Source organism: Hyperthermus butylicus DSM 5456 (genome assembly GCF_000015145.1).
Taxonomy (GTDB): Archaea; Thermoproteota; Thermoprotei_A; order Sulfolobales; family Pyrodictiaceae; genus Hyperthermus; species Hyperthermus butylicus.
In genome coordinates this window covers 1,375,804-1,396,604 of record NC_008818.1, presented here as the reverse complement: position 1 = coordinate 1,396,604, position 20,801 = coordinate 1,375,804, and the positions used below count along the sequence as shown (strand labels likewise).

19 protein-coding genes and 1 other RNA gene are annotated in these 20,801 nt (G+C 56.8%); 4 read left to right on the top strand and 16 right to left on the bottom strand.

Annotation, left to right across the window (positions count from 1 at the left end):
• Positions 1-54 precede the first annotated feature (54 nt).
• Positions 55-1,311, bottom strand: a complete 1,257-nt coding sequence (locus HBUT_RS07300) for a hypothetical protein (protein WP_048061550.1) — start codon at positions 1,309-1,311, stop codon at positions 55-57.
• 206 nt (positions 1,312-1,517) lie between these two features.
• Here HBUT_RS07300 and HBUT_RS09055 point away from each other — a divergent pair, with 206 nt between their 5' ends.
• Positions 1,518-3,308, top strand: coding sequence for a radical SAM protein (locus HBUT_RS09055; protein WP_011822538.1), 1,791 nt, complete (start codon positions 1,518-1,520; stop codon positions 3,306-3,308).
• Between the two features lie 50 nt (positions 3,309-3,358).
• Here the strand turns inward: HBUT_RS09055 and HBUT_RS07290 are convergent, their stop codons facing one another.
• From HBUT_RS07290 to HBUT_RS07265, 7 genes are all read right to left on the bottom strand, one after another.
• A complete protein-coding gene (locus tag HBUT_RS07290; RefSeq protein WP_011822537.1) occupies positions 3,359-3,961 on the bottom strand; it encodes a hypothetical protein in 603 nt (200 codons plus the stop codon).
• Between the two features lie 168 nt (positions 3,962-4,129).
• Positions 4,130-5,386: an NrfD/PsrC family molybdoenzyme membrane anchor subunit gene (gene nrfD / locus HBUT_RS07285; RefSeq protein WP_011822536.1), complete on the bottom strand. Its 1,257-nt coding sequence runs from the start codon at positions 5,384-5,386 to the stop codon at positions 4,130-4,132.
• Positions 5,387-5,410: 24 nt separating this feature from the next.
• Positions 5,411-5,875, bottom strand: a complete 465-nt coding sequence (locus HBUT_RS09285; protein ID WP_052287769.1) for a 4Fe-4S dicluster domain-containing protein — start codon at positions 5,873-5,875, stop codon at positions 5,411-5,413.
• A complete protein-coding gene (locus tag HBUT_RS09885; RefSeq protein ID WP_011822534.1) occupies positions 5,859-6,479 on the bottom strand; it encodes a hypothetical protein in 621 nt (206 codons plus the stop codon). Before HBUT_RS09885 ends, HBUT_RS09285 begins: the two co-directional genes overlap by 17 nt.
• 19 nt (positions 6,480-6,498) lie before the next feature.
• Positions 6,499-7,185, bottom strand: coding sequence for a hypothetical protein (locus HBUT_RS07275; RefSeq protein ID WP_110138763.1), 687 nt, complete (start codon positions 7,183-7,185; stop codon positions 6,499-6,501).
• Between the two features lie 175 nt (positions 7,186-7,360).
• Complete coding sequence (locus HBUT_RS07270) at positions 7,361-8,878, bottom strand: hypothetical protein (RefSeq protein WP_011822532.1); 1,518 nt, start codon at positions 8,876-8,878, stop codon at positions 7,361-7,363.
• 143 nt (positions 8,879-9,021) lie between these two features.
• Entirely contained in the window at positions 9,022-11,529 is a 2,508-nt protein-coding gene (locus tag HBUT_RS07265; protein WP_011822531.1) for a multiheme c-type cytochrome, read from the bottom strand.
• A gap of 433 nt (positions 11,530-11,962) precedes the next feature.
• Here HBUT_RS07265 and HBUT_RS07260 point away from each other — a divergent pair, with 433 nt between their 5' ends.
• Positions 11,963-12,100, top strand: coding sequence for a hypothetical protein (locus HBUT_RS07260; RefSeq protein WP_153801418.1), 138 nt, complete (start codon positions 11,963-11,965; stop codon positions 12,098-12,100).
• Positions 12,101-12,672: 572 nt separating this feature from the next.
• On the opposite strand, the gene ffs is transcribed toward HBUT_RS07260, so the two are convergent.
• Both ffs and HBUT_RS07255 read right to left on the bottom strand, forming a co-directional pair.
• An RNA gene (ffs, locus tag HBUT_RS09280) (signal recognition particle sRNA) lies at positions 12,673-12,986 on the bottom strand.
• 72 nt (positions 12,987-13,058) lie between these two features.
• On the bottom strand, positions 13,059-13,688 hold the full coding sequence (locus tag HBUT_RS07255; RefSeq protein WP_011822530.1) for a hypothetical protein: 630 nt from the start codon (positions 13,686-13,688) through the stop codon (positions 13,059-13,061).
• 113 nt (positions 13,689-13,801) lie between these two features.
• Between HBUT_RS07255 and hemB the strand changes: the two genes are divergently transcribed.
• On the top strand, positions 13,802-14,818 hold the full coding sequence (gene hemB, locus HBUT_RS07250; protein WP_011822529.1) for a porphobilinogen synthase: 1,017 nt from the start codon (positions 13,802-13,804) through the stop codon (positions 14,816-14,818).
• On the opposite strand, the gene HBUT_RS07245 is transcribed toward hemB, so the two are convergent.
• Entirely contained in the window at positions 14,815-15,582 is a 768-nt protein-coding gene (locus HBUT_RS07245) for a hypothetical protein (protein WP_011822528.1), read from the bottom strand. The two genes, hemB and HBUT_RS07245, sit on opposite strands and share 4 nt — an antisense overlap.
• A 460-nt stretch (positions 15,583-16,042) precedes the next feature.
• Here HBUT_RS07245 and HBUT_RS07240 point away from each other — a divergent pair, with 460 nt between their 5' ends.
• Complete coding sequence (locus HBUT_RS07240; RefSeq protein ID WP_011822527.1) at positions 16,043-16,894, top strand: M55 family metallopeptidase; 852 nt, start codon at positions 16,043-16,045, stop codon at positions 16,892-16,894.
• A 217-nt stretch (positions 16,895-17,111) separates the two neighbouring features.
• Here HBUT_RS07240 and HBUT_RS07235 read toward each other — a convergent pair whose 3' ends face one another.
• The 5 genes from HBUT_RS07235 to HBUT_RS07215 all read right to left on the bottom strand — a co-directional run bounded on the left by HBUT_RS07235 (position 17,112) and on the right by HBUT_RS07215 (position 20,630).
• Positions 17,112-17,459, bottom strand: a complete 348-nt coding sequence (locus HBUT_RS07235; RefSeq protein WP_194840473.1) for a GNAT family N-acetyltransferase — start codon at positions 17,457-17,459, stop codon at positions 17,112-17,114.
• Positions 17,425-18,060, bottom strand: coding sequence for a hypothetical protein (locus tag HBUT_RS09590; RefSeq protein ID WP_048061546.1), 636 nt, complete (start codon positions 18,058-18,060; stop codon positions 17,425-17,427). Before HBUT_RS09590 ends, HBUT_RS07235 begins: the two co-directional genes overlap by 35 nt.
• Positions 18,061-18,189: 129 nt before the next feature.
• A complete protein-coding gene (locus HBUT_RS07225; protein ID WP_011822525.1) occupies positions 18,190-18,558 on the bottom strand; it encodes a hypothetical protein in 369 nt (122 codons plus the stop codon).
• 101 nt (positions 18,559-18,659) lie between these two features.
• Positions 18,660-19,589 carry a 4Fe-4S binding protein gene (locus tag HBUT_RS07220; RefSeq protein WP_011822524.1) on the bottom strand — a complete coding sequence of 310 codons (930 nt, stop codon included), beginning with the start codon at positions 19,587-19,589 and terminating at the stop codon, positions 18,660-18,662.
• 12 nt (positions 19,590-19,601) lie between these two features.
• Positions 19,602-20,630 (bottom strand): 4Fe-4S dicluster domain-containing protein, encoded by a 1,029-nt coding sequence (locus HBUT_RS07215; RefSeq protein ID WP_011822523.1) that lies wholly within the window; start codon positions 20,628-20,630, stop codon positions 19,602-19,604.
• Positions 20,631-20,801: the final 171 nt, after the last annotated feature.

Sequence of the window (20,801 nt, the reverse complement as noted above, 5' to 3'; positions counted from 1 at the left end):
TGTCACCAGTCTTACCAGCATGGATCAGGGGAATAAATCGATGAGGCTGTCTACTTAGAGGATGTCCAAACTAGACCCCAGTATGGATGCTGCAGCCCTAAGAGCGTCCACGTGGTCCCCGAGGGCCACAACGTAGTGGTTGCCGATGCTCTCCTCTACTATCCTCTCCGCGTTGCCGTCAAGCCTTATCCAGAGCTGGGTGCGGCAGTGCAGTCTGCTAAGCAGCCCCGACTCCTCCACCACGCCACGGCCGACCCGTAGTACCCTGAACTCTGGGTCGAACCTGGCTATCGTCACTCTTGTGCCCGGCTCCAGCTGTATAGAGATCCCTACGCCGAGGCCGCTCTCGAAGTGGCTGTGAAGCGTGTAGCGCCTCCCCATTGCGATGGGTGCTGTGCAGTGGGCAATCATCAGCTTGTCACCCTTTACTATTGAGGGGTTACCCATGAAGACTGGGCCTGCTGAAACGGTGTGGAGAAGTAGCATCGTAACAGTGGATGGCACGTCGGCCTCGCAGCCAGCCACTACACCCTCGCTATTGAGTAGCGAGAGGGCCAGACAAGCTGTAGTGCCTCGTTCCTTTATGAGGCGGAAACACTCCACGGTGACAGCATCGAGCCGGTGCTTCTCAACGATGCTGCGAAGGGCCAGGTAGACTCGGAGGGCATTCGGAACACGGCCACGTGGGACATCTACTGCTGCTGCGCCGTGATAGATACGTTCTACAAGCTCCTCTGAGGGCTCAGCACGGTCCATAAGTTCGTAGAGCTCCTCCATCTCTATCCGGACGAGTATGGCGCCAAGCCTCTCCCGTAGCTTCTCAAGCGTGGTACGACTGTAGACGAGCCATGGGCTGGGCTCCCCTATAAGGCCTATGCGGGCTGAGCGCAGCTTTGCAGCCCCACGCAACCCAGCAACGGCGCTACGCAGCTTCCTAACAGCACCCACAGAGCTGGGATCGAGACTATCAAGGAATACTAGCGCAGTATTCCCACCGCGGAGGAGAGGGTAGGCTTCAAGTGCTGCGGGGAGACTGTTAGCATAGGGCTGAGCGACAATTAGCACTGGCGCGCCACGAGCCGCCTTTACAACCGATAGTATGAGCTCCTCGGATCCACCAGTAGCAACAACCGCTACGACATAGTTGCAGCCCTCGACAAGCCTTGCCGCCTCCTCGGGGCTCGTAGCAAGACCCCTATCCTTTACACTAACACCGGCATGCAGCAGGAAAGTCTTGAACGTGTAGCGGAGCCAAGATACATACTCTTGCTGGTGAATGGGTGAAGCAAGATATACCAGGCAGCCGCGCAAAACCCAAACCACCAAGCATAGAAGTCCCACAGAGCTTATTTCAAGCCACTAGCGCTACAACACACCTACCGGTATGTAGCCCCAAGTAACCTTGGAGCATCTACTAGACGCGGTAACATGGCTTCTGAAACGTCTGCTTGACTTGTTGCCAGACTTATAGCCTAATTAGCTATGGTGCTGCTATTCTCATACCGGGCTGGTATGATGTGGTTGAGTGGCTAGAGTTTGTAATCAAGCCTAGCAACTATATCTCCTCGCTGTGCTACTCTATACTGCGTCTGGAACCCTTCACGACCTGCAGCTATGGCTGCGTCTACTGCTACGCTCGCTGGTACCGTGGCCCCCACGGCAAGTCGCAGGCGAAGCCCTGGCTTCCAAAGCTCTTCGAGAAGCTTGCCCAGAGGCTAAGGGAGCCGAAGCCATTCTTCCGACTCGCCACGCTCAGCGACCCGCTCCAGCCGCCTAGAGGGCCCTTCCACCCTGTGATTAAGAGGCTGCTGCGTATCGCGCTCCGCCACAAGGTGCCAATAGTGCTGAATACAAAGGGGGATCCGCGCCGCGACCCCGAGCTAGAGTCTCTCCTCCTAGCCCTTGCTGATCACGGCCTCCTCATCGTGCAGCTCACCATACCCTACAGTAGCCGGGTAGCGGTACTGCTCGAGCCTGGAGCCCCACCAGTTGAGGCGAGGCTGGAAGCGCTCGAGCACCTCGTGGGCCACAGGGTGCCAGTGGTGGTGAGGGTTCAGCCGCTCATACCCGGCCTAGAGGAGGAGCACCTCTGGGCGGCGGAGGAGGCCCTGGAGAGGGGCGCCCGGGGCGTCATAGGTGAGCCGCTGCGCGAGACGAGGGAGGGCCTTGAGAGGCTCTACAAACTGCTAGGCATGGACTGGAGGAGGTGGAACTGGGAGCCCTACCAGCTCGGCGAGGAGCCTGGCCGGGAGCCCCTCCTCCACCCCACGAGTCCATGGAGGCTCCAGATGCACACTGCGCTCGCAGCACTAGCAGCCCGGTATGGCGCGGTATACTCCGCCTGCAAGGACACGCTCCGCCCCGATGCTCCGGGCTTGACACGCTGGTACCAGCCTGGCAAGACGTGCTGCCTAGAGTGGCTCGGTTTTCGGCGGCCGGTGGCGGTACGGCCTACGCTCCACGAGTACCACTACCTCTCATCGGCGAGGGGCGAGAGTCTCTCCTGGACCGAGTTTATGGACAAGGCTTGTGGCATAGGCCTAGCATGCAGTGGGAGCCTGGAGGGCCAGCCCAGCTGGATCCGCAAAGCCTACCGGGTGCACGAGAACAAGCTACGCCGCATAGTAGAGGGAGGTGCTCTCCAGAAGCTCTTAGGGAAGCTAGCAGACACGGAACAGCCAGGGGGTGGGGGGATGACGAGAGACAGGCCACCGACACGCAAGGGTGGGGAGGAGCGGTTTCCCACCGACCCCATGGAATCAGATGAGCTTGTACTGGACGAGCTAGAGCTTGGTAGGACAATACAACTACTCTACGACGCCTTTGCCTCCATAATGGATGCTGCGGGTAGCCTCTCGCCCTACGTTCCAACAAGCAGCGATATCGTGGACACGATACTAGACCTTGTGGAAGCCATGGCTGCAGCTAGGGCCGGAAACCGGCAGCCCATATACTATGAGCCGGGCTGCGGCACAGCCACCGTGGCAGCCAAGGCCGCGGAACGGGGAATGCACACCATCTGCCTAGAGCTCGACGAGACCTTAGCAGTAGAGGCCCATAGAAGGCTGAGAGACAACCCCCTGGCGCACACTGTAGTATCCGACCTGGCCGTGTTCAGGCCGCGCCGGGCAGACACGGCATATGCATACCTCCTACCTAGAGCCGTGGCAAAACTGCTGGAAGCCTTGAAGGGCCTGGGTGCATCCATAATCAGTCTAGACTACCCAGCAGAAAACGATCCCGACAAGGTACTGGAGCTGGCAACGATACAAATCGACAACAGAAGGCTCCACATATACAAAGCCTAGGAGCCCCCACACGGTCTGGAGCTGTTGTAAAAAATAGTGGGGGGTCTGGGTTAGTGCTGCCTGGCCTTCTTTGTGAAGGCTGCCAGGATTACTATTGCTGTTATGAGGACTGCTACGCCTGCCGGTAGGCCTGTCTTTACTAGTGATTCTGCCTGCGCTGAGGGGTTTGGAGCCGATACCTCTGGCAGTTTCGTGACGTTAACCGCCGGCTTGGGTTTTGGTTGCGTCACCACCGGTGTTGTCGGCTGCACTGGCTGTTCGGTGGTTTCACCTGCTGGCTGCTCCTGGACTGGTACTGCTCCAGTCTTTGCCTCCTCGAAAACCCTTGCAAAGTAATCCTTGAGCTCAGGTGTTATTCCCGGCATCGAGCTCATTAGCTCATCCCAGCTCTTAGCATTATTAAACATCTTAAAGTTGGGAGCCTCTGCAGCCACAGCCTCGTCGAGGGTCTCATATTTTGATGCCCACTCCCTAATGACTGCTATGGTGCCCTGAAAGTCTGGCGCTACTACACCGTTATGGCAGCCCGTGCAACCGCTCGACTGGAATAGCTTCTCAGCCTCCTCCGCGGATAGTGCGGCAGCACCTATGGATGCTAGTGCTAGTACGAGTACCGCTGTAAGTAACACAGGCGCCGAGGCGCGGTCACGCATGCAGTGCCCACCCCCATCCTGGCCTGCCTCTCCCTTTGGGGAATCCCCTACACTCTACCCGAGAGCCCACCATGTGTATGTTTTCGGTATTCATCGCGGCGTTGTACGCGTGTGAAAACATCTAGAAACACCGTGAGGGGAGTAGGGTTTTCCACTTCATGGCTGTTGTTAGTGGTGTACACTGCCGCCTTTGTAGTAGTGGGTTATCACTGCTTTCAGCGCTGGCCTTGCGAGTAGCAGGTAGACTAGTATGCCTAGCGCGTGTACGCCGATCGTTATACCTATCTCTAGCGGTGTCGGGTAGTATGGGCGTATTTCGCCAAGGCTTCCTGGTATGTATCCTGGTATGATTATCGTCATCGTCTTCTCTGCCACCACTGCTATCACCGTTATTGCCGAGACTAAGAGTATGCCCCTCTTCGTATTGTGTACCCGTGGCAGTATGCCTAGGATTACTGCCGCTATGCCTAGGCCTATCCAGAGCCACACTAGTATCGCTAGGTATGGCACGTGGTAGCCAAAGAATAGCACCTCAGCCTGCGCCTTCTTCATAGACTCAGTGGTGTACCAGAATATCTCATGAATCTCGCTGAAGGTGAAGTATAGGCCTACTATCAGCGAGCCTACTATTACGTATAGAGTCTTCTTGTAGACGCTGAAGTCTACCTTGAAACCGTCTATGTAGCGCTCGGCGAGGTATAGTGCTATTAGCAGTATGGCTGGTCCACTAGCGAATGCTGTTGCAACATAGCGTGGTGCGAGTAGTGGGCTGTTCCAGATAGGCCTAGCTGTTAGTGCCTGCGATATGAATGCTGTCACAGTGTGTATACCTATCGCGAAGGGCGCCGCTATGATTATGAATGGCACTATGAACTTCTTGGGTAGCGGCTTGTCCTGGCGGTAGTAGTGCACTGTTACCAGCACACCTATCAGATTTAGTGCTAGGTAGGTGGTTAGCACTATGAAGTCCCAGTCTAGCATCGACTTTAGGTTTGGCAGCTGCGGTAGCAGTATTAGCGCGCGGAACGGCCTACCGACATCGACCATGATTAGTGTCAGCACGGTTATTATTGCTGCTACCGCCTGTACCTCGCCGAGTACCGCTACCTTCTTGAACTCCTTGTCCCCGAATACGTATGCTGCTATGCCGAACATTATGCCTGCCGCTGCCACTCCGACCCAGAACACGAAGAACGATATGTAGATCCCCCATGGCACAGTGTCGCTGAGGTTGGTGAGTATTAGGCCTCCCTCATCCTTGCCGAGGAATATCGGGGCATGCTGGACGAATATCCAGAGGTAGATGCCGTACGCTGCTACCAGCAGCAGGCCCAAGAATGCCATGTAGTAGCGTGGGCTACCAGTTAGTAGCGCCTCCCGGATAACGTACTTTATCGTGTCTAGGAAGCCACCGCTACGCGTCATCCAGGCACACCCCCTCGGAGAGGTCTACCCTTGTCCCTGAGCTGCCCTTGTCTCCGTGGATTCGCGTGGAGGTGTACGCTTGGGGCCAAAGAAGTAGAAGAATCTGGGCTTGGTGCCAGCCTCGGGCTTCAATACGAAGCCACCGTACTCTCTTAGGACGCGGCGTATCGGACTCTCAGGGTCGTTGAGGTCTCCGAAGACTCTCGCACCAACAGGGCAGACCTCGACGCACGCCGGTACGCCGCCATCGCGGGTGCGCTGTATGCACCAGGTACACTTCTCCACGACGTGTATCTGGCGTGGCACGTTGCCGAGTATGTGCATGTTGGGGTTTAGCTCTGTCACTGGCACATAGGGCTTGGCCCAGTTGAAGCGGCGTGCACCGTAGGGACATGCTGTTATACAGTATCTACAGCCTATGCAGCGGTCATAGTCAATCACTACAATGCCATCGGGCTCCTTCCAGGTAGCCCTAACCGGGCAAACCATGACACACGGCGGGTTCTCGCAGTGCATACATGCTACTGGCACGTAGACCTTGTCCTTCCTTGGGGGCCTCGGCGTAGTACATGTCGGCGTGAAGTAGCTCTAGCTCCCCCTCCCTGGGCAGCTCTAGTACTCTGATCCACTCTATCCCCAGGTTTCTCGCCTGATTGTTCTCCATGACACAAGCGTAGGCGCAGCGGCGGCACCCTATACACTTGTTAATGTCAAGGGCCATGGCGTAGCGGGCTCCCTTCCGGGGCCCCGTAGCCTTAACCCTTATCATCTCGCAGCGCTTCCTAGCCTCCCTACAAGCGTCAGAGTCCTCACCGTACTCGCCACATATCTTCTCGGCCTCCGCCTGGCACCACTTCCTCAGCTCCTCCTCCTTCCTCCTAGCCCTGCGCTCGAGTTCGCTCTCGCCCTCTTCAGCCTCAGCTAGGAGGTCCCCAAGCTTAACCGGCACCAGGACTCTATCCAGCTCGTCCCGGTTCACAGCTAGGAAGGAGATTGCCGAGACGCTAGCTGCAACAGTAGCTGCCTTGAGGAATTCCCTCCTAGACCGATCAACCTGGGTACTGTTTTTTCCTGGGCTGCTCCTCTCCACCATCCCGGCCTCCACCCCAGCTTTACCGGCTACGCGTGTGACCTAGGGGGAGGATGAGGGCGCCTATGGCGAGAATTAGCCCGCCTATAACAGCAGCTGCTGTACCGTATGCAATGCTTGACTCGTCGGGTGGTGCTGGCCTCTCAGAGGGTACCGGCAGGATACTGACCGGTGGCATGGTTGGTGTATGAGGGTTGTGGCATTCCACGCAGGCCCTGGCGGGTACCGTCTCTAGGTTTCGGTAATCGCTGCAGATGTGGAAGTCGTAGGTCACGCCCTTGTAACCTATAACCTTCGTCACGTTGCCGCCTGGGCAGACATAGGTCTTGTTACCATGCACCAAGTACTGGTAGTCCGCAAACTCTCGTGGATGGCATACGGCGCACACCTTATTGGTCTCCATGAGCTCTTCCATTGTGTGCAACCCTGGAATGTAGACCTCGGCACCATTAACAAGCTCCTGCATCACAGGCGCGACGTGGCAGTTGGAGCAGTAGAGCCCACGGTGTGCCCCCACGGTAAGGTCTATCCCGTGGAATGGCACTGCCTTCCTGTCGCCGGTTAGGTTTAGGACATTGTGGCAAGTGGTACACGGATAGAGCTGCGTGGCGTCCTGGGCGCTCGCCGTTGCAGCGTAGAGTAGGGGTGTTACCACCGCGGCTAGGGCTAAAGCTGCCAGGCTCCACTCTGCACGGGAGTACTGGCACATGCTAGGCACCTCCAAGGAGTCAACAATGGTCTGTTACTTGCTAACACTACACTTTCGCCATGACGAGGTAGTGGCAGTAGCTGTTGAGTATTAAACACTAGCCCGAAAAAGTTCCCCTCTTCAGCCAGTCAGTCCCGCCGCAGACCCAAGAGGATAATCCTGTTCATAGTCGCGCCTAGCTCCTCCCCCTACGCCGCCTAGCAGCAATCCAGGCCAGGGAGGCTACCCCCAGCCCTGCCACGAAGCCAACCACTAGCCAGTAGGTAGGGCTCCCGGATCCCCCACATGCGCCTGGAGTAGGCTCCGGCTGGCCCGCGGGATGTAGAGCCCGTGCCCCCGTTTGGCTCTGGGCTGCCCCGCTCTCTCCACTACCAGCTTCGGACTGCTCCATCCCCGGCAGGGTGGCGTTGTAGGGGACCACCGGCTCTACATGCGTACCAAGGCTGTCTATGGCTGATGTTCCAGCCCCGGCATTGTAGCTGCCGGTGTCTATGTATGGCCACTCGCTAGTCCCACTCCTAGGTGCTAGGAGTACCCAGCCTATCATCGCTTCTAGGGCCTCCCTGCACTGTGTGGACGCCTTCTCGACCATTAGCGAGGCCACGTCTAGCAGGCTTACGGGCCCCGAGAACCCATCCGTGATAACCCTATTGTACAGTTCCCGGACCGCGTACATGTACAAGTCCTCCCCGCAGGCTCTCAGCCCTGCATGCCATAGCGCAGCGTTGACACGCATCCACACAGCATACTGCTCGTCCACTGCCAGCATGTACTCGAGGTAGCTAGCTGCAAGCTCGTAGAGGCTCGGCCTCTGGTCGTGCAGGGCCTTCACCGCTAGGAACTCTGCCGCCGCCTCCTGGAAGCTGAAATCGCCGTAGAGCATGCCGTGGTTGAACCAACCGTGGAGAGCCTCGTGTGCCACCGTGTGGACGAGCCATGGGAGGTTCTCCACCACACCCAGCTTGACGTAGACCACACCCCCCATGCTGTGGGCGGTGCCGGGCGGCAGGTACTGGTGCTCTCCCGGCCCGGCAACTACGAGTACAACCGGCGAGCGGGGGCTAGGGCCAAGCCACTCTGCAACCGCATCCCGCACAGCCACAAGACTCTCCACTGTATACTCAACAGTCTCCTTCGAGGCCTGCAGAGCCACCACCGTAAGGTTTAGCGCCGAGTCGTCAACCACCCGATACTCCTCACCAGCAACTACAACGCCGTCAAACACGTAGTATCTCACAAAAGCGCTGAGCGGGAGAGTGTAGGGACCGCCAGCTTTGCCGAACCCGCGCCAGTCCATGCCACTCCTAACAGAGTAGCCCTGGGGGGCTTCCAGCTCGACAACCAGCAGCTCATCGCCACGACTTCCAGCTAGGAGCTGTAACTCCGAGAGCACCCTGGGACAGATGCTGCTGAGAACATAGTAGAGTGGTGCCACCACCAAGCCGCGGGAGATAGTCTTGGTCTGCAGGTAGTACAGGTTAGGGCGCAGCTGCCCGCTACAATTCACACCTGCCCCCGGCCCACTAAACGCCACATAGACACTCCATGCATCACCGTCCAGAGGCTCTCTAAACACTACAACAAGCCTATAGAAGTCCCTAGCCAACAAACCCTCCACAACACCGGCAAGAACCACGTGGCCGACAATGAACTCCAACAACACCATAGCCGCCACGTAGCGGGCCAGCTGCATCTACTAGTCCCTCACAAGCCGTAACAAGCAGACGGATCCACACCTAATACGCTTAGGGGGAGGGAAGAGGAGGTGAGCGTAACGCGTTATGGAGGTAAAAATAATCGGTCTAAACAGCTCCTCGGGGGAGCTAGCTTTTCCGGCTAGCTGCGGCGGCTGTAGAGTATCGATAAGCCTAGAGCTATTACAGCAGCTGCTAGCGCTATAGCGCCCAGGGTGTAGGCCGTTGCGGATACACTGTCTATCTTGCTGCTTAGCTCGTCGATCTTGCTGCCAATCTCCTCAGCAGTTGCTAGCGCCTGGCTAGCCTTGCTGCTCGCTGCCTCGGTCTTCTGGCCCAGCTGCTCTAGCTGCACAGCTATCTCCTTTATCTTAGAGACTAGCGCTTGTATATCCTTGGCCTGTGGGCTTAGAGCCTCCAGCTGCTTGCTCAGCTCGTCTAGCTGCTGTAGCAGCGTGCTGACATCAGTCTTCAGCGTGCCTAGCTCGCCCTCAACGCTGCTGTAGCCAGCCTCTAGGCTCTGTATCTGGCTCTTTAGCGCTGGCACCTGCGCCTCTAGAGCTGCTAGCTGCTGCTTGAGGGTCTCCAGCTCCTTCTGTAGCTCTGCTATCTGTGCCGCTAGCTCTGGCGTGTATGGTGCGCCAGCAGCAGCCTGCTTTAGCGCCTGCAGCTCGGTCTCTAGCAGCCTCACCTTCATCGCTATGTAGAGGTAGTTAGTCATCCTGCCTAGCTTGTCCAGGACAGTGTCAACGATGCCAAACCAGTGGGCGAAGTCTGGACCCATCATGAAGACGCCGTTCCTCCAGCGGCGGCCCTCATGGTGCCAGATGTAGTACCACATTATCTCCATGTACTCGTCGAGCGGGTTCGTGTTATCGTGTATGCCCTCATTCCAGGCTAGCTGTAGCAGGCTAAATGCAAACCTAGCAACTACGTCATAGTCAATGATGTTCTGGTCAGCTGTGCGGAAGAAGTTGTCCACCCACTGGCTGCTATGGCATAGCTTGCATACAGCCTTCATCTCCTCGCGGTGCTCCTTTAGCTCGCCAGTGTACTCTATCTTTAGCAGCCTTGGGAATCCTGGCTCGCCTGGCTTCACCTCGTCGACGATCTTTAGGCCCATGAAGACAGGGTACTTGTATGGCGAGCTTTCTGGTATCTTCTCGGCTGCTGCGTAGACGTCCTCCATCTTGCCCTTTAGCACGCTAAAGCCGCCAAGGAACAAGCTTACCTGGAGCTTGTCTGGTATCACTGGCTTCGGGTGGCTGAAGAAGTGCATCTGATCCCATACCAGCCTCCTTGCTAGGTCGTGAGTGCCCGGCACTAGTATGTTGCCATTAGCGTCTGCCAGGGTGCTCATGTGGCATGTGGCACAGGTTGGCGCGTTGAAGTCGACGCCTACACGCCATGGTATCTGCTCCCAGTTCCACTCATGGCCATAGGCGTCCCAGATGTTGCCGTGCTTGCTCTCCTCATAGATCTCAATGTGTGGGTGGTCATAGCCTAGGTGGCACTGGCCACAGGTCCATGGCTCGCGTGCCTGCTTCACACTAAACAAGTGTCTCGGGTGGCAAGCTGTACATGTACCGAGGCTACCGTCGGGGTCTATACGGGCCGCGCCGTTGTTTGGCCAGCCCCATAGGGCTACCCTGCTAACCTGTACGCCGTTGATGTTAACGGTCTCCTTCTTGTATGGAACAACTATGCTGCCGTGACACTCGAAACATGCGTGGTACAAGTAGCCGTTCCTAAACATTGGGTGCTCCATGATGTTGTTTATTGTTGCTGTCTGTTCACCCATAGCTGTTACGGTTACCTCGATATTCAGCTTCTTTAGTATTGTTGTGTTGAGCACGCCGCTGGCCGGCCATAGCGGGCTTATCCAGTTCTTGAAGTCCATGTCATATGGTGTTATCATACCGGTTGCTTCCTTGAGTATCTTTATTATGTCGTTCTCCTGGCCGGTCTCAAAGTAGTCCATTACAGCTTTTGCGATCTCCTTGTAGAAGTCCCAGTTGACGTCATCTACACCGCGCTGCTTGGTCAGGTATGGTGGGAGGTACTTCTCGTAAAGCTGCTTGGCCTGCTCGTCGCCGAACGGGTTTGCACCCTGGCTCTTGGCCCACTCCAGAATACCTTGGTACCAGGGCTTAAACGGCGACATAGCAGCACCGGTCGCGTGCCAGGTCCAGCTCAGCTCTGCGCTCTCCTTGGGGTGGCACTGGCTGCAGTCCTTCCTGGTGACAATGGTCACTATCTTGTAGCCGTTGTGGTTCTCGATCACGTCGGGCCTATCGGCCTCCTTGAACATACCGTGACACTCGTAGCAGCCCACGACGTACGGATAGTCCTTGAACTTGTCGGCTATCTTGTCAGCCCACTCCGGGGCACCAATGGCCTTGTAGAGTTCTGCTAGCTCGGCTGGCGTGTACATTGCATGCTTGCTGTTGGCCCACTCGTATACAATGCCTGGCGTGTATTGTATGTGGCAGCTTATACACAGCTTTGTCTGTGGGCTCACCTTGTCACTCTGCATTAGCTCCTGAACCTTAGCTACCAGCTCATCGCCAAACTGAGCCGCGAAGGCTGGTGCAGCACTCGATAGAAGGAGAGTCACAACTATAATGCTAGCTAATAGAAGACGCTTCATGCCCCGACGTACCTCCACACACCCTTGTCTAGGCCGTGATAGTTCGACAATTACGTGCATCTAGTTATGTCTACAACCCTAATTTTTCGGCACACCATGATATGTTAATTAACTACTGTTACAAACACCACTGCGTCCCGTTACACCATGGCTAGCAACCGTGCAGGACTCCGGTGCCGCAAGAAGCCTGCCTTAGGAGACACTAGCGTAGCTGAACCTGCAGCATTACTGTCGAGCAGGAGAAGACACTCTACCAGCCCTCAGGGAGGGACAGCCTAAGACTAGTTCCTCTTGTCTCGGGCCAGGCTAGGTACATGCAGGCCATACTCCCAGAGCAAACCGTTAATTATCGCTGCTTATTATGTAGAGGTGTATGAAGTATGCAAACTTATATAGAGATATACAAAAGCGAAGCTATGTAACCGGTGGTGGGGTGGCCAACCAGTTCATAAGGATCATACTCCGCGGTCGTGGCATAACAGTGCTAGTCCCCAAGGAGCGCTTCAACGAGCGCGTATGGAGATTCATAGCGCAGTACCTACCCGAGAATATAGAGATACAGGAGGTCTAACACCTCCAGGACAGCATTCCTTCGCGACAAGTCGATCACGGCTCTACGTTGCACCCTACCGCCGTGCCCCTCGGAATGACTGAACACTGCTCAAGCACCTTGCTGGCCTAGGCCTGCAAGCCTGCGATGCCGCTTCACCCTCTCCTCTAGAAGCTTCATATCTCTCCTCTCAGTTAAAAATAAGCCGCTGAGCTTTTTTCCATTTCCTCCTCTAGCTTCCTTGGACACACATGTATATTGGACACAGCACCCGGGCATACTCTGATCCTCCTAGCAGCTATGCCCCTGTAGACGCGGGCTTAGACACCACCAGTGGGCGGTTATGGCCAAAGCAGCTCTGCCCGCAAAATCCAGCTGGCAACAACTGCGTCACCGCCATAGAAGTAGGCCGGCAAGTTGAGGAGGAGCTTGTGCCCCCGTCTGGGGCCTGGAACGGATACCCGGGCTCATCCCCGCGCCGTTACGCGGCACGCTTGCCCGGGCGATACCCGGCCCGTGTAGAATAGTGTGCCGGCCGGCCTGGGGATAAGCGCTAGCACCGGAAGGAGGAGGCACGGGGCTCTCCCGGGGCCCGCGCGGCCCCCGGCTTGCGGCTGTAGACCCTCGGCGGCAGCGGGCCCAGCCGTTGCCTCACCCCGCGCCCCCGCGAACGCCGGGCGTCCGGGGTTAGGTTGCTCCCTTCCGGGCCTGGCCTGGTTCCCCCGGCAAGGGCGGTAGCCGCCCTCCCTCCGGAGGGGGCTCCGCCGCCGCCGGCCCCGCGGGACGGGGGTCATTGGTCGGCTGGGTCTGCCGCGGGGGCCTACAGCCCCAAGCCGGGTTACTGGCCCCCGCATTGCGCCCGTTTCGGGCGTGGGGGGAGGGCGAGCCCCCCGGCCCTACCCGCGCGGAGCCCCTTCGGGGCCCCCGGGGCTCCTGCATGTCTACTGTGCTTGTGGAGGGGTTATCTTGTTCATTCCCTCTACACCCTGGGGTAGGCCGCGTCTTCGGCTATCCAGGCTGCTATCGTGGGAGCTGAGTGGTGTAGCAGTGGGCCTGCGTGGGCTGCACCGCATGCTTTTGCTAGGGCTCTGGCATGGTCCGCTAGCTTGCCGTCGAGGAGAGCTAGTGGCGCTACTAGAGTGTCGCTGCGGCACCATTTCTCCTGCATCCTGGGCTGGGAGTCAATGGCTTCTAGGAGCTGGTAGCTCATCCCCAGCTTCCAGGTTGCCAGTAGGAGGCTCAGCCTCCCCAGGTCCTCTAGCTGTAGGTGCTCGAGCCTGCGGGCCCTGAGGCCTAAGAGCAGGAGCCTCCTGGCCCCTGCTTCAGCCGCTCTCGAGGCTAGTATCGCGGCTGTTAGGTGTAGGGGTATCAGTTTTGGCGTTCTACCAGTAGCCTCTATCACGGAGAGCCAGTGGCCACCCCTGGTGAACATTAGGAGGTATATCGCGTCGTATCTCTCACCTGCAGCTTCGTCAACCTCATCGACAACCATTGTGTCCACAGCTAGCCTGCCGCGCGCCAACATCGCTACCGTCTGGGCTAGCTGTTCGACCCTCTCCTCCTCCCGGGGCTTGCCTGGCCGATGGTAGGCTAGGAGTATCCTGCGCAAAGCCTTGCAGCCCCTTCCCCGCGCTGCGTCTCTTGCTAGGCGGGGCTGCTGGAAGGCTCGGGGTAAAGTTCCTAATCGCCTGCTAGGCCTATGCTAACAGTGGTGGATGCTGGGTGCCCGGGTTCCCTGAGCTCCGGCCTCGGAGGCTAAGGCTCACCAAGGCGATCCGCGACCTTGTCGCCGAGACCCTGGTTTCGCCCAGCCAGCTCATGATGCCGATATTCGTTAAGGAGGGGATAAAGGAGCCCGAGCCCATCCCCAGCATGCCGGGCCAGTACCGCTATCCCCCGGAGAGGGTCGTGGACGTTATACGCGAGGCACTAGACCTCGGCATCAAGTCATTCCTATTGTTCGGCGTTGTCCCGGACGAGAAGAAGGACCTCCGCGGCACCTACGCCTACGACCCACGGGGCCCCGTGCCCACTGCGATAAGGCTGATACGCCGCGAGCTCGGCTGGGAGCCAGCCATCTTCACCGACGTCTGCATATGCGGCTACACCACCCATGGGCATTGCGGCATACCCGTTGAAAGGCACGGGAGACAGCTCATAGACAACGACTCAACCCTAGAGGTCATCGCCCGCATAGCTGTCACCCACGCTGAGGCTGGAGCAGACTTCGTAGCTCCCTCAGGAATGATGGATGGTATGGTGTCAGCGATAAGGGAGGCGCTAGACGACGCTGGCTACACCGAGGTCGGGATTATGAGCTATGCTGTAAAGTATGCCAGCGGCTTCTACGGCCCATTCAGAGAGGCTGCTGGATCAGCACCACGGTTTGGCGACCGGAGAAGCTACCAGATGGACCCGAGGAATGCGATGGAGGCGATTAAGGAGGCGATGCTGGATATCGAGGAGGGAGCGGATATCCTCATGGTGAAGCCGGCCCTGGCATACCTTGACGTTATAAGACTGGTTAAGGAGGCGTTTCCCCAGTACCCCCTAGCAGCCTACAACGTGAGCGCAGAATACTCCATGGTCAAGGCTGCTGCTGAGAAGGGCTGGATAGATGAGAAGCTCGTAACAATGGAGATAATAACTGCTATAAGGAGGGCGGGTGCAGACATAGTGATAACTTATCATGCGCTTGACGTGGCTCGGTGGCTCCGGGAGGGCTACAGCCCGTTCTAGGCTAGCCCGTGCTCCTCAAGTATCCTCCAGTAGTTTTCATCTTCCATAACCTCCTGGTACTCTCTCTCAATCCTCCTAAGCAGGCCAGCTGCACCCCTCCTAACGAAGCTTGCGAGCCTCTCAAGCCTGGCCTTATCCGGCACCGGCTTCGAGGGGAGCCCGCTCCGGCCAAGGCTGGCCTTGGCTATCAGCCACGCACCGACATGTATGGGTGTTGCTAGCTCTACAAGCTCCTCCCGGCTTAGGCTCCCGCCGCTGGCCCAGTAGAGCTCGCGTACATAGGATATCCCGAGGGCCCTCATTATCTTGTCCTCCAGGTCGGCGTAGAGGTCTGCAGCACGGTGCCCAGCCTCGAGGAGCACCTGGGAGACGTCCAGACCACGCAGCTTGGCCCTAGTAGCAGCCATGACAAAGTCGCAATCCAGTACCGGCTCAAGGCTACCGTGAAGATATGCTACTGCGGACGCGTAAGCGCTGTGGAGGATAGCCTCAGCGAAATCATCCAGCGGATTGCTGGTCCTCGTAGTCCTAAACTCCCTTATGATGAGCTCCGCCTCCCCGGGCTCTATGGGGTCCGTTGCAAGCGGCACCCCCTCTCCCACAAGCCACGGTACGCTCCACACAGCCTCCCTCAACAAACCCGATGTAGATGGCCGTGCCGTCGAGACGAGTTCAACCCGGTTAAGGAGCCCCTTCTCGTGGAGGTATAGCACCAGGTTGCGGCTGGCAGGGCAGGATGGGTGAATGTAGATGGTGAGGTGCAACACTTGCACCCATTAGCTAGGGGAACAGGCAAGCCAGAGTATTATAACCGCTAGGGCTGACCAAATACCTAGCCACCTAGCCGGCAGTATACATGTCTACTAGCCGCAAACCCGGGCAATGCTATGGCCGTAATATGCCAGATGACTGCCACACATCCTGCAGCTACCGGCGAGCCACGTGAGCCGGGCCAGCATGCATGGCTGTTCTGGATGCTTGGCCGCGGTATCGTGTTGTGCTCCCGAGCCTCTACCCCTCTGTCACATCTTGGGCTCTGCGGGACGGAACTGTAGGCTGGCGGATAGACCATCGTCGAGGCATTGTTCAGAGGCCTAATTGTCAGAGCTACAAGCCTCCATGGAGGGAAGGGCCGGGCCTGCTAGGGGATGGCACTGTTACTGCAGGGTTGGATGTTTAACCGTCTACCCTGGATCAGGCTGTATCTTGGAGGGCTTCTGAGCCTTGAAGATCTACGTCTCCGTAGACCTTGAAGGCCTACCTGGCATATCAACGCTGTCCCAGGTCGCGCCCGGCTACCCTCTCTACGGGGATGCACGCCGCATCATGACCTGGATCGTGAATGTTCTTGCGGACGAGTTTTCAGTGCTCGGTGTGGATGATGTAGTTGTAGCTGATAGCCACGGGTTCATGGCGAACATAGATTACATTGATGTTGATGAGCGTGTCCGGCTAGTGCAAGGCTACCCTAGACCATTCTCGATGGTTCTCGGCGTGGAGGAGGGCTTCGACGCTGCAATGTTCATAGGCTACCACGCCGCCGCTGGCACCACAGGTGGATTCCTCGAGCACACCTACAGCTCCAGGGTTATCCACAGAATCTACGTCAACGGCGAGTTGGCTAGCGAGTACCTGCTAAACGCGCTCTACGCTGGCGAGCACGGTGTTCCAGTAGTACTGGTTGCGGGGGATGAGCATCTCCGGAGCCAGGTCGAGAAGCATACCCCGTGGGCTGTATTCCTGCCGCTCAAGAAGGGGTATGGAAGGCTTGCAGCCATGTATGAGTCGAAGTCGCTGGTAGAGCAGAAGCTAAGGAAGGCGGTCAGAGAAGCCGTTGAGAGGCTGAAGCGCGGCAAAGCCCAGCCACTAAAGCCAAACGGCGAGCTGGAGCTCCGAGTAGAGCTGCGCGACAGCCTCTACGCAGACATGGCACAGCTGCTGCCCAGGGCGGAGAGGCTAGACGCCTATACCCTACGTTACCGCGCCTACTCGGCACGCGACGCACTAGCATTCGTAGAGCTCGTCGCATGGATAGGCTACGCGGCATCAGCGATGATGGAGAAAATGAGGGGGTAATCCATCGGAAATCACAACGAATGTCAAGGTCAACCCTTTTCACCCCATACTTCATCAGTAGGGTTGGGGAAGCCAGACGGATGGTACACTGTGTTATCGTTGGGTAGTCGTACTTGTGGATTCAGATGTAGACTATGGCTCTAAAGCTCGCGTGCTCATGGAAGGGAGTAAAGATGATGACTCGGCTGAACATTGGTCAGCGTTAGTAGTTGTACTGTTATCGCCACCTCTCTAGGCTGGGTAGTTCCTGTTGCAGAGTCTGGATAGGTGTTCTAATTGTAACCCATCTACGGTACTCCCTAAAGCCGAACCTGCTATAGAACCTTTCAAGACAACTAACACTGTCAAGGACTATGCGCCTAACACCTAGCCTGGAGAGAGCACCAACAACTGTGCCCATCAGCGCTTTGCCCAGGCCTTTACCCTGATGCTCCGGGTCGATGGCAAGAAGTCCCATGTCAGCGGTACGGCCGCCGTCTAGAGCCTCGTAAATGCTAGCATCAACATATCCCACCACGTTCCCAGTGTTATCAAGCGCTACGTAGCAGATAACGTTCCCTCTCAATGTGTCTAGACACATCCTCGACGCTGATAGGGTGCCACCACTCGTACCCGGAAAAGGCAGCATTTACAACCTCGACAATACGCGGCACGTCAGCTAGGCTACACGGCCGAATATTGTAGCCGCGAGGAGCTGTATACCTCTCAGTCCCACCCTGATACACCATTAGCGTCCCCCATGAGATTTCAGGCCCCGATGCCCTGAGGAGATCCGTCATCATCCTGTGCATATGCCCAAACCAGAATCCACACCTAAGGTCTGCAACTCCCCGTATGCCTCTGCGTTCAAAGCTTAAACGAGCCCATGCAAGCAGAGACCTAGCCGTATGCATTTGCAACTCTATAGGCGCCGAGGCATCTATAACTATCCAGACAGAGTTAGAGCCGGAAGCCTGCCAAGCAAACCCGAAACCAGCTACATTATCACCCATAAAGCATAGAGCATTCTCGCCGGGGGAGGTATCCCTAAACCACCTCTCTATATCGCTGGCATCTAGGCGTCTAATACACCATCTCTCCTCGACATGAAAAGCATCATATACCCTCGCTAAAGCCTCATTTATCTCGCGATCAGTTCCATCATAGTTTTCGACAATACGTAGCATAAACTACACCACGAAACCGAGCAGCCCAGCTAGTAGCGGGGTCTTGAACATGCTATCCATAACGAGCGTTGGAGCCGTAATTGTTGCTTGTCAGAGGCGTTCACAGGATAATGTAGCTGGCTGGGCTGTCTAAGGATTCGCCGTGCCTGCTGGCCCCTTCAGCTTTACGAGTATGTTTCTGATATACTCCATCATCGACTCATCTAGCTCTATCTCGCCTCTCTCTAGCGCCCAGTTAATCCACTCCTTCGTAGCGTTGTCTCCTGCAAATGCATAGACCACGTAGGCCTTTGCAATGCCTTCATGCCGCTCTGCCGCCTTTATTATCTCCTCTATATCGGCTAGAGTTGGCGCCTCAACGTAGAACACTATGAAAGCGTCCTTGCCCACCTCGTAGAGCTCAAAGCCCAGTCTTTCGAGGTGCTGCCTAACCTCGCTCCTCTTGGGCTCGCTACGGTAGGGCTGCGTTATTATCATGAATCCCGAGGCAAAAGCCAATACTATGCACCTCTTACAGTCCCGCGCTCTAATCCTAGCCCTTCACGCTAATTTACTATTTAGCCGAAACATGCCTGGAAAGAAGAAATAGATTGTATGATCTAGGCCTTCCTTGCGCGTGGCGGGGCAAAACCCAGGCTTAGGACTCCCCATGGGCAGACCTCTGCGCAGCGGCCACAGTGGAAGCAGCGGTAGTCCCTCACATCGCGTCCCTCCCCAACATACTTGGCCACATCGATGCCCATTGGGCACACCATGCTGCATAGCATGCATCCACGACACTGATCTGCATGCCGCACCTTTAGCACGAGCGGGCTATACCGGTTCATTACGTAGCCGTAAAGGTTGCCTATTGGGCAGATGTAGCGGCACCAGAGCCTCTTGACACCAAACACGTGTTCTGCTGCGATGTTGACTATTAGGGCGAACCCCGTTATGGTGGCCCAAGCCATGATTGAGCCTATTGCAGCCCCCGGTATGTTAAACAAGATCTTCACGATCGCGGATCCAAGCTTTGTAGCGCCCGCCACGGGAGAGTACGTTGTGAAGAATGGCTGCCCCAGCCGCACCGATAGCACTATATAGACTGCCATCATTGCCAGTGGTATCATCTTTTCCACCTTGCCGGCCATGTGGGGCCTCGACTGTGGAGGCGCCCTCGGGCCAGCTAGCTTACGCTCAAAGAGGCTAAAGAGGAGATCCATCGGACAGACCCAGCCACAGAAGAACCTGCCCAGCACACTGTAGATCGCGACTACAATCAACACCGCCACTATCGACTCTGGAGCGGGGCCATGTGCAGCTGCGGTCTGCTCGAGCCAGGCAAAGGGATCCATTAGGGGGATTGTGCGGAGTATTCTGCTCGAAGCAAGGCTACCCATAAGTATTGCTCCCGACACGAGGAGCTGCGTGGAGAATAATGTGAGGATGGCCAGTTGCAGGGCTCTCCTCGCAATAGTGTACTTGCCGCGTGGTGGTACACCACGAATCGCCAGCTTCAGCTTATGCGCGAACGAACTCCTGGCCCTCACGGCTGCTCACTCCTACTGCGCCATGCTCCTTTCCGGGCTCCCTTTCCCCGTCTTCTCCGCGGGCGCTAGCTCCGCCTGGATCTTCTCCTCCTCAAGACCGCGAACGTTCATGATGTAATCGATGTTTATCGCTGAGCGCCAGGTAGCCTTAAACGTGTCCTCTTGCTCCGTCTTAAGTATAAGCTGGAGGTACTCCTCGTAGCTCATACCCGTATTCTTGTAGTTCTTCACTCTCCGAATGTACTCGTCACGTGGGAGTATGTGTATCGCTGAACCACCTATCGGGCAGGCCTGCACGCAGAGGCCGCAACCCCTGCACGGAGTTACCACCTTATCGCCTACCACCTTCGCTTTAACCCTCGTATGGATGCCCCACTCGTTAAACGTAAACTCGAAGACCTCAGAACCGTATGGGCATGCCTTTGCGCAGCTCTTGCAGTCACCACTATTCCATGCCAAGCAGAGGTCTGGGTCGATAATAGCTACTCCCGACACCCCATCCTCAGGAGTCTCTGCCAGCGCGCCAGTTGGACACACCTTAACACACTCCATGCATAGCGTACATGGATTCGTCAATAGATTATCTAGTGTAGGCGCACCCAGCAAGCTGAATCCATCCCTTAAACCGGCAAGGCGTATGGCATGGTATCCCATGTAGTTACAAGCGTAGTAGCATAGGCCGCAGCGGATACACCGAGCATAGAAGTCCTTAGTGGCAACTGGTAGAGGGGTAGGGAACCAGTCCTCCCAGACAGGCTTTGTATAGGTAATGCAGCGGCCTGGGAGCAAAACGTTAGCTACGCACTTTCTTCCATCCCTTTCAATTACGAAGCCTAGGGCTCCATAGTATTCTATCCTATTCTCATCATCTGTTACATCGAAGAACTCGTAGTAGATCCGCTGTGAATCCCTGCTGGTACTAGCAACCTCTATTCCGACTAGGAGCCTGGACACTGGTGCTGCGGCTGCCACAGCTGCAATTGTGAGCCCAGCCTTAAGGAACTCACGCCTCGTCATAGAGAAGCGATGGTGACTACCCAAGTATGTTACACCACCCTCTCGCCGTGCTATCCCTCTACTTCGCACGACACAGGCTACATTACGCAAGCTACGTTATGTTGATTACTATTGCTTCGGGAGCCAATACACCAGGCAAGGCCTGGGTGGATTAGGCACCTGCGCCGCTAGTTTTCGGTTCACAGTGCGTCCCGC

What these genes read in the sequence shown, in the direction of transcription:
- HBUT_RS07290 (WP_011822537.1), bottom strand. Translation starts at nt 3,961, where the DNA reads ATGCGTGACCGCGCCTCGGCGCCTGTGTTACTTACAGCGGTACTCGTA.
- nrfD (WP_011822536.1), bottom strand. Translation starts at nt 5,386, where the DNA reads ATGACGCGTAGCGGTGGCTTCCTAGACACGATAAAGTACGTTATCCGG.
- HBUT_RS09285 (WP_052287769.1), bottom strand. Translation starts at nt 5,875, where the DNA reads ATGGTTTGCCCGGTTAGGGCTACCTGGAAGGAGCCCGATGGCATTGTA.
- HBUT_RS09885 (WP_011822534.1), bottom strand. Translation starts at nt 6,479, where the DNA reads ATGGTGGAGAGGAGCAGCCCAGGAAAAAACAGTACCCAGGTTGATCGG.
- HBUT_RS07275 (WP_110138763.1), bottom strand. Translation starts at nt 7,185, where the DNA reads ATGTGCCAGTACTCCCGTGCAGAGTGGAGCCTGGCAGCTTTAGCCCTA.
- HBUT_RS07270 (WP_011822532.1), bottom strand. Translation starts at nt 8,878, where the DNA reads ATGCAGCTGGCCCGCTACGTGGCGGCTATGGTGTTGTTGGAGTTCATT.
- HBUT_RS07265 (WP_011822531.1), bottom strand. Translation starts at nt 11,529, where the DNA reads ATGAAGCGTCTTCTATTAGCTAGCATTATAGTTGTGACTCTCCTTCTA.
- HBUT_RS09590 (WP_048061546.1), bottom strand. Translation starts at nt 18,060, where the DNA reads ATGCTACGTATTGTCGAAAACTATGATGGAACTGATCGCGAGATAAAT.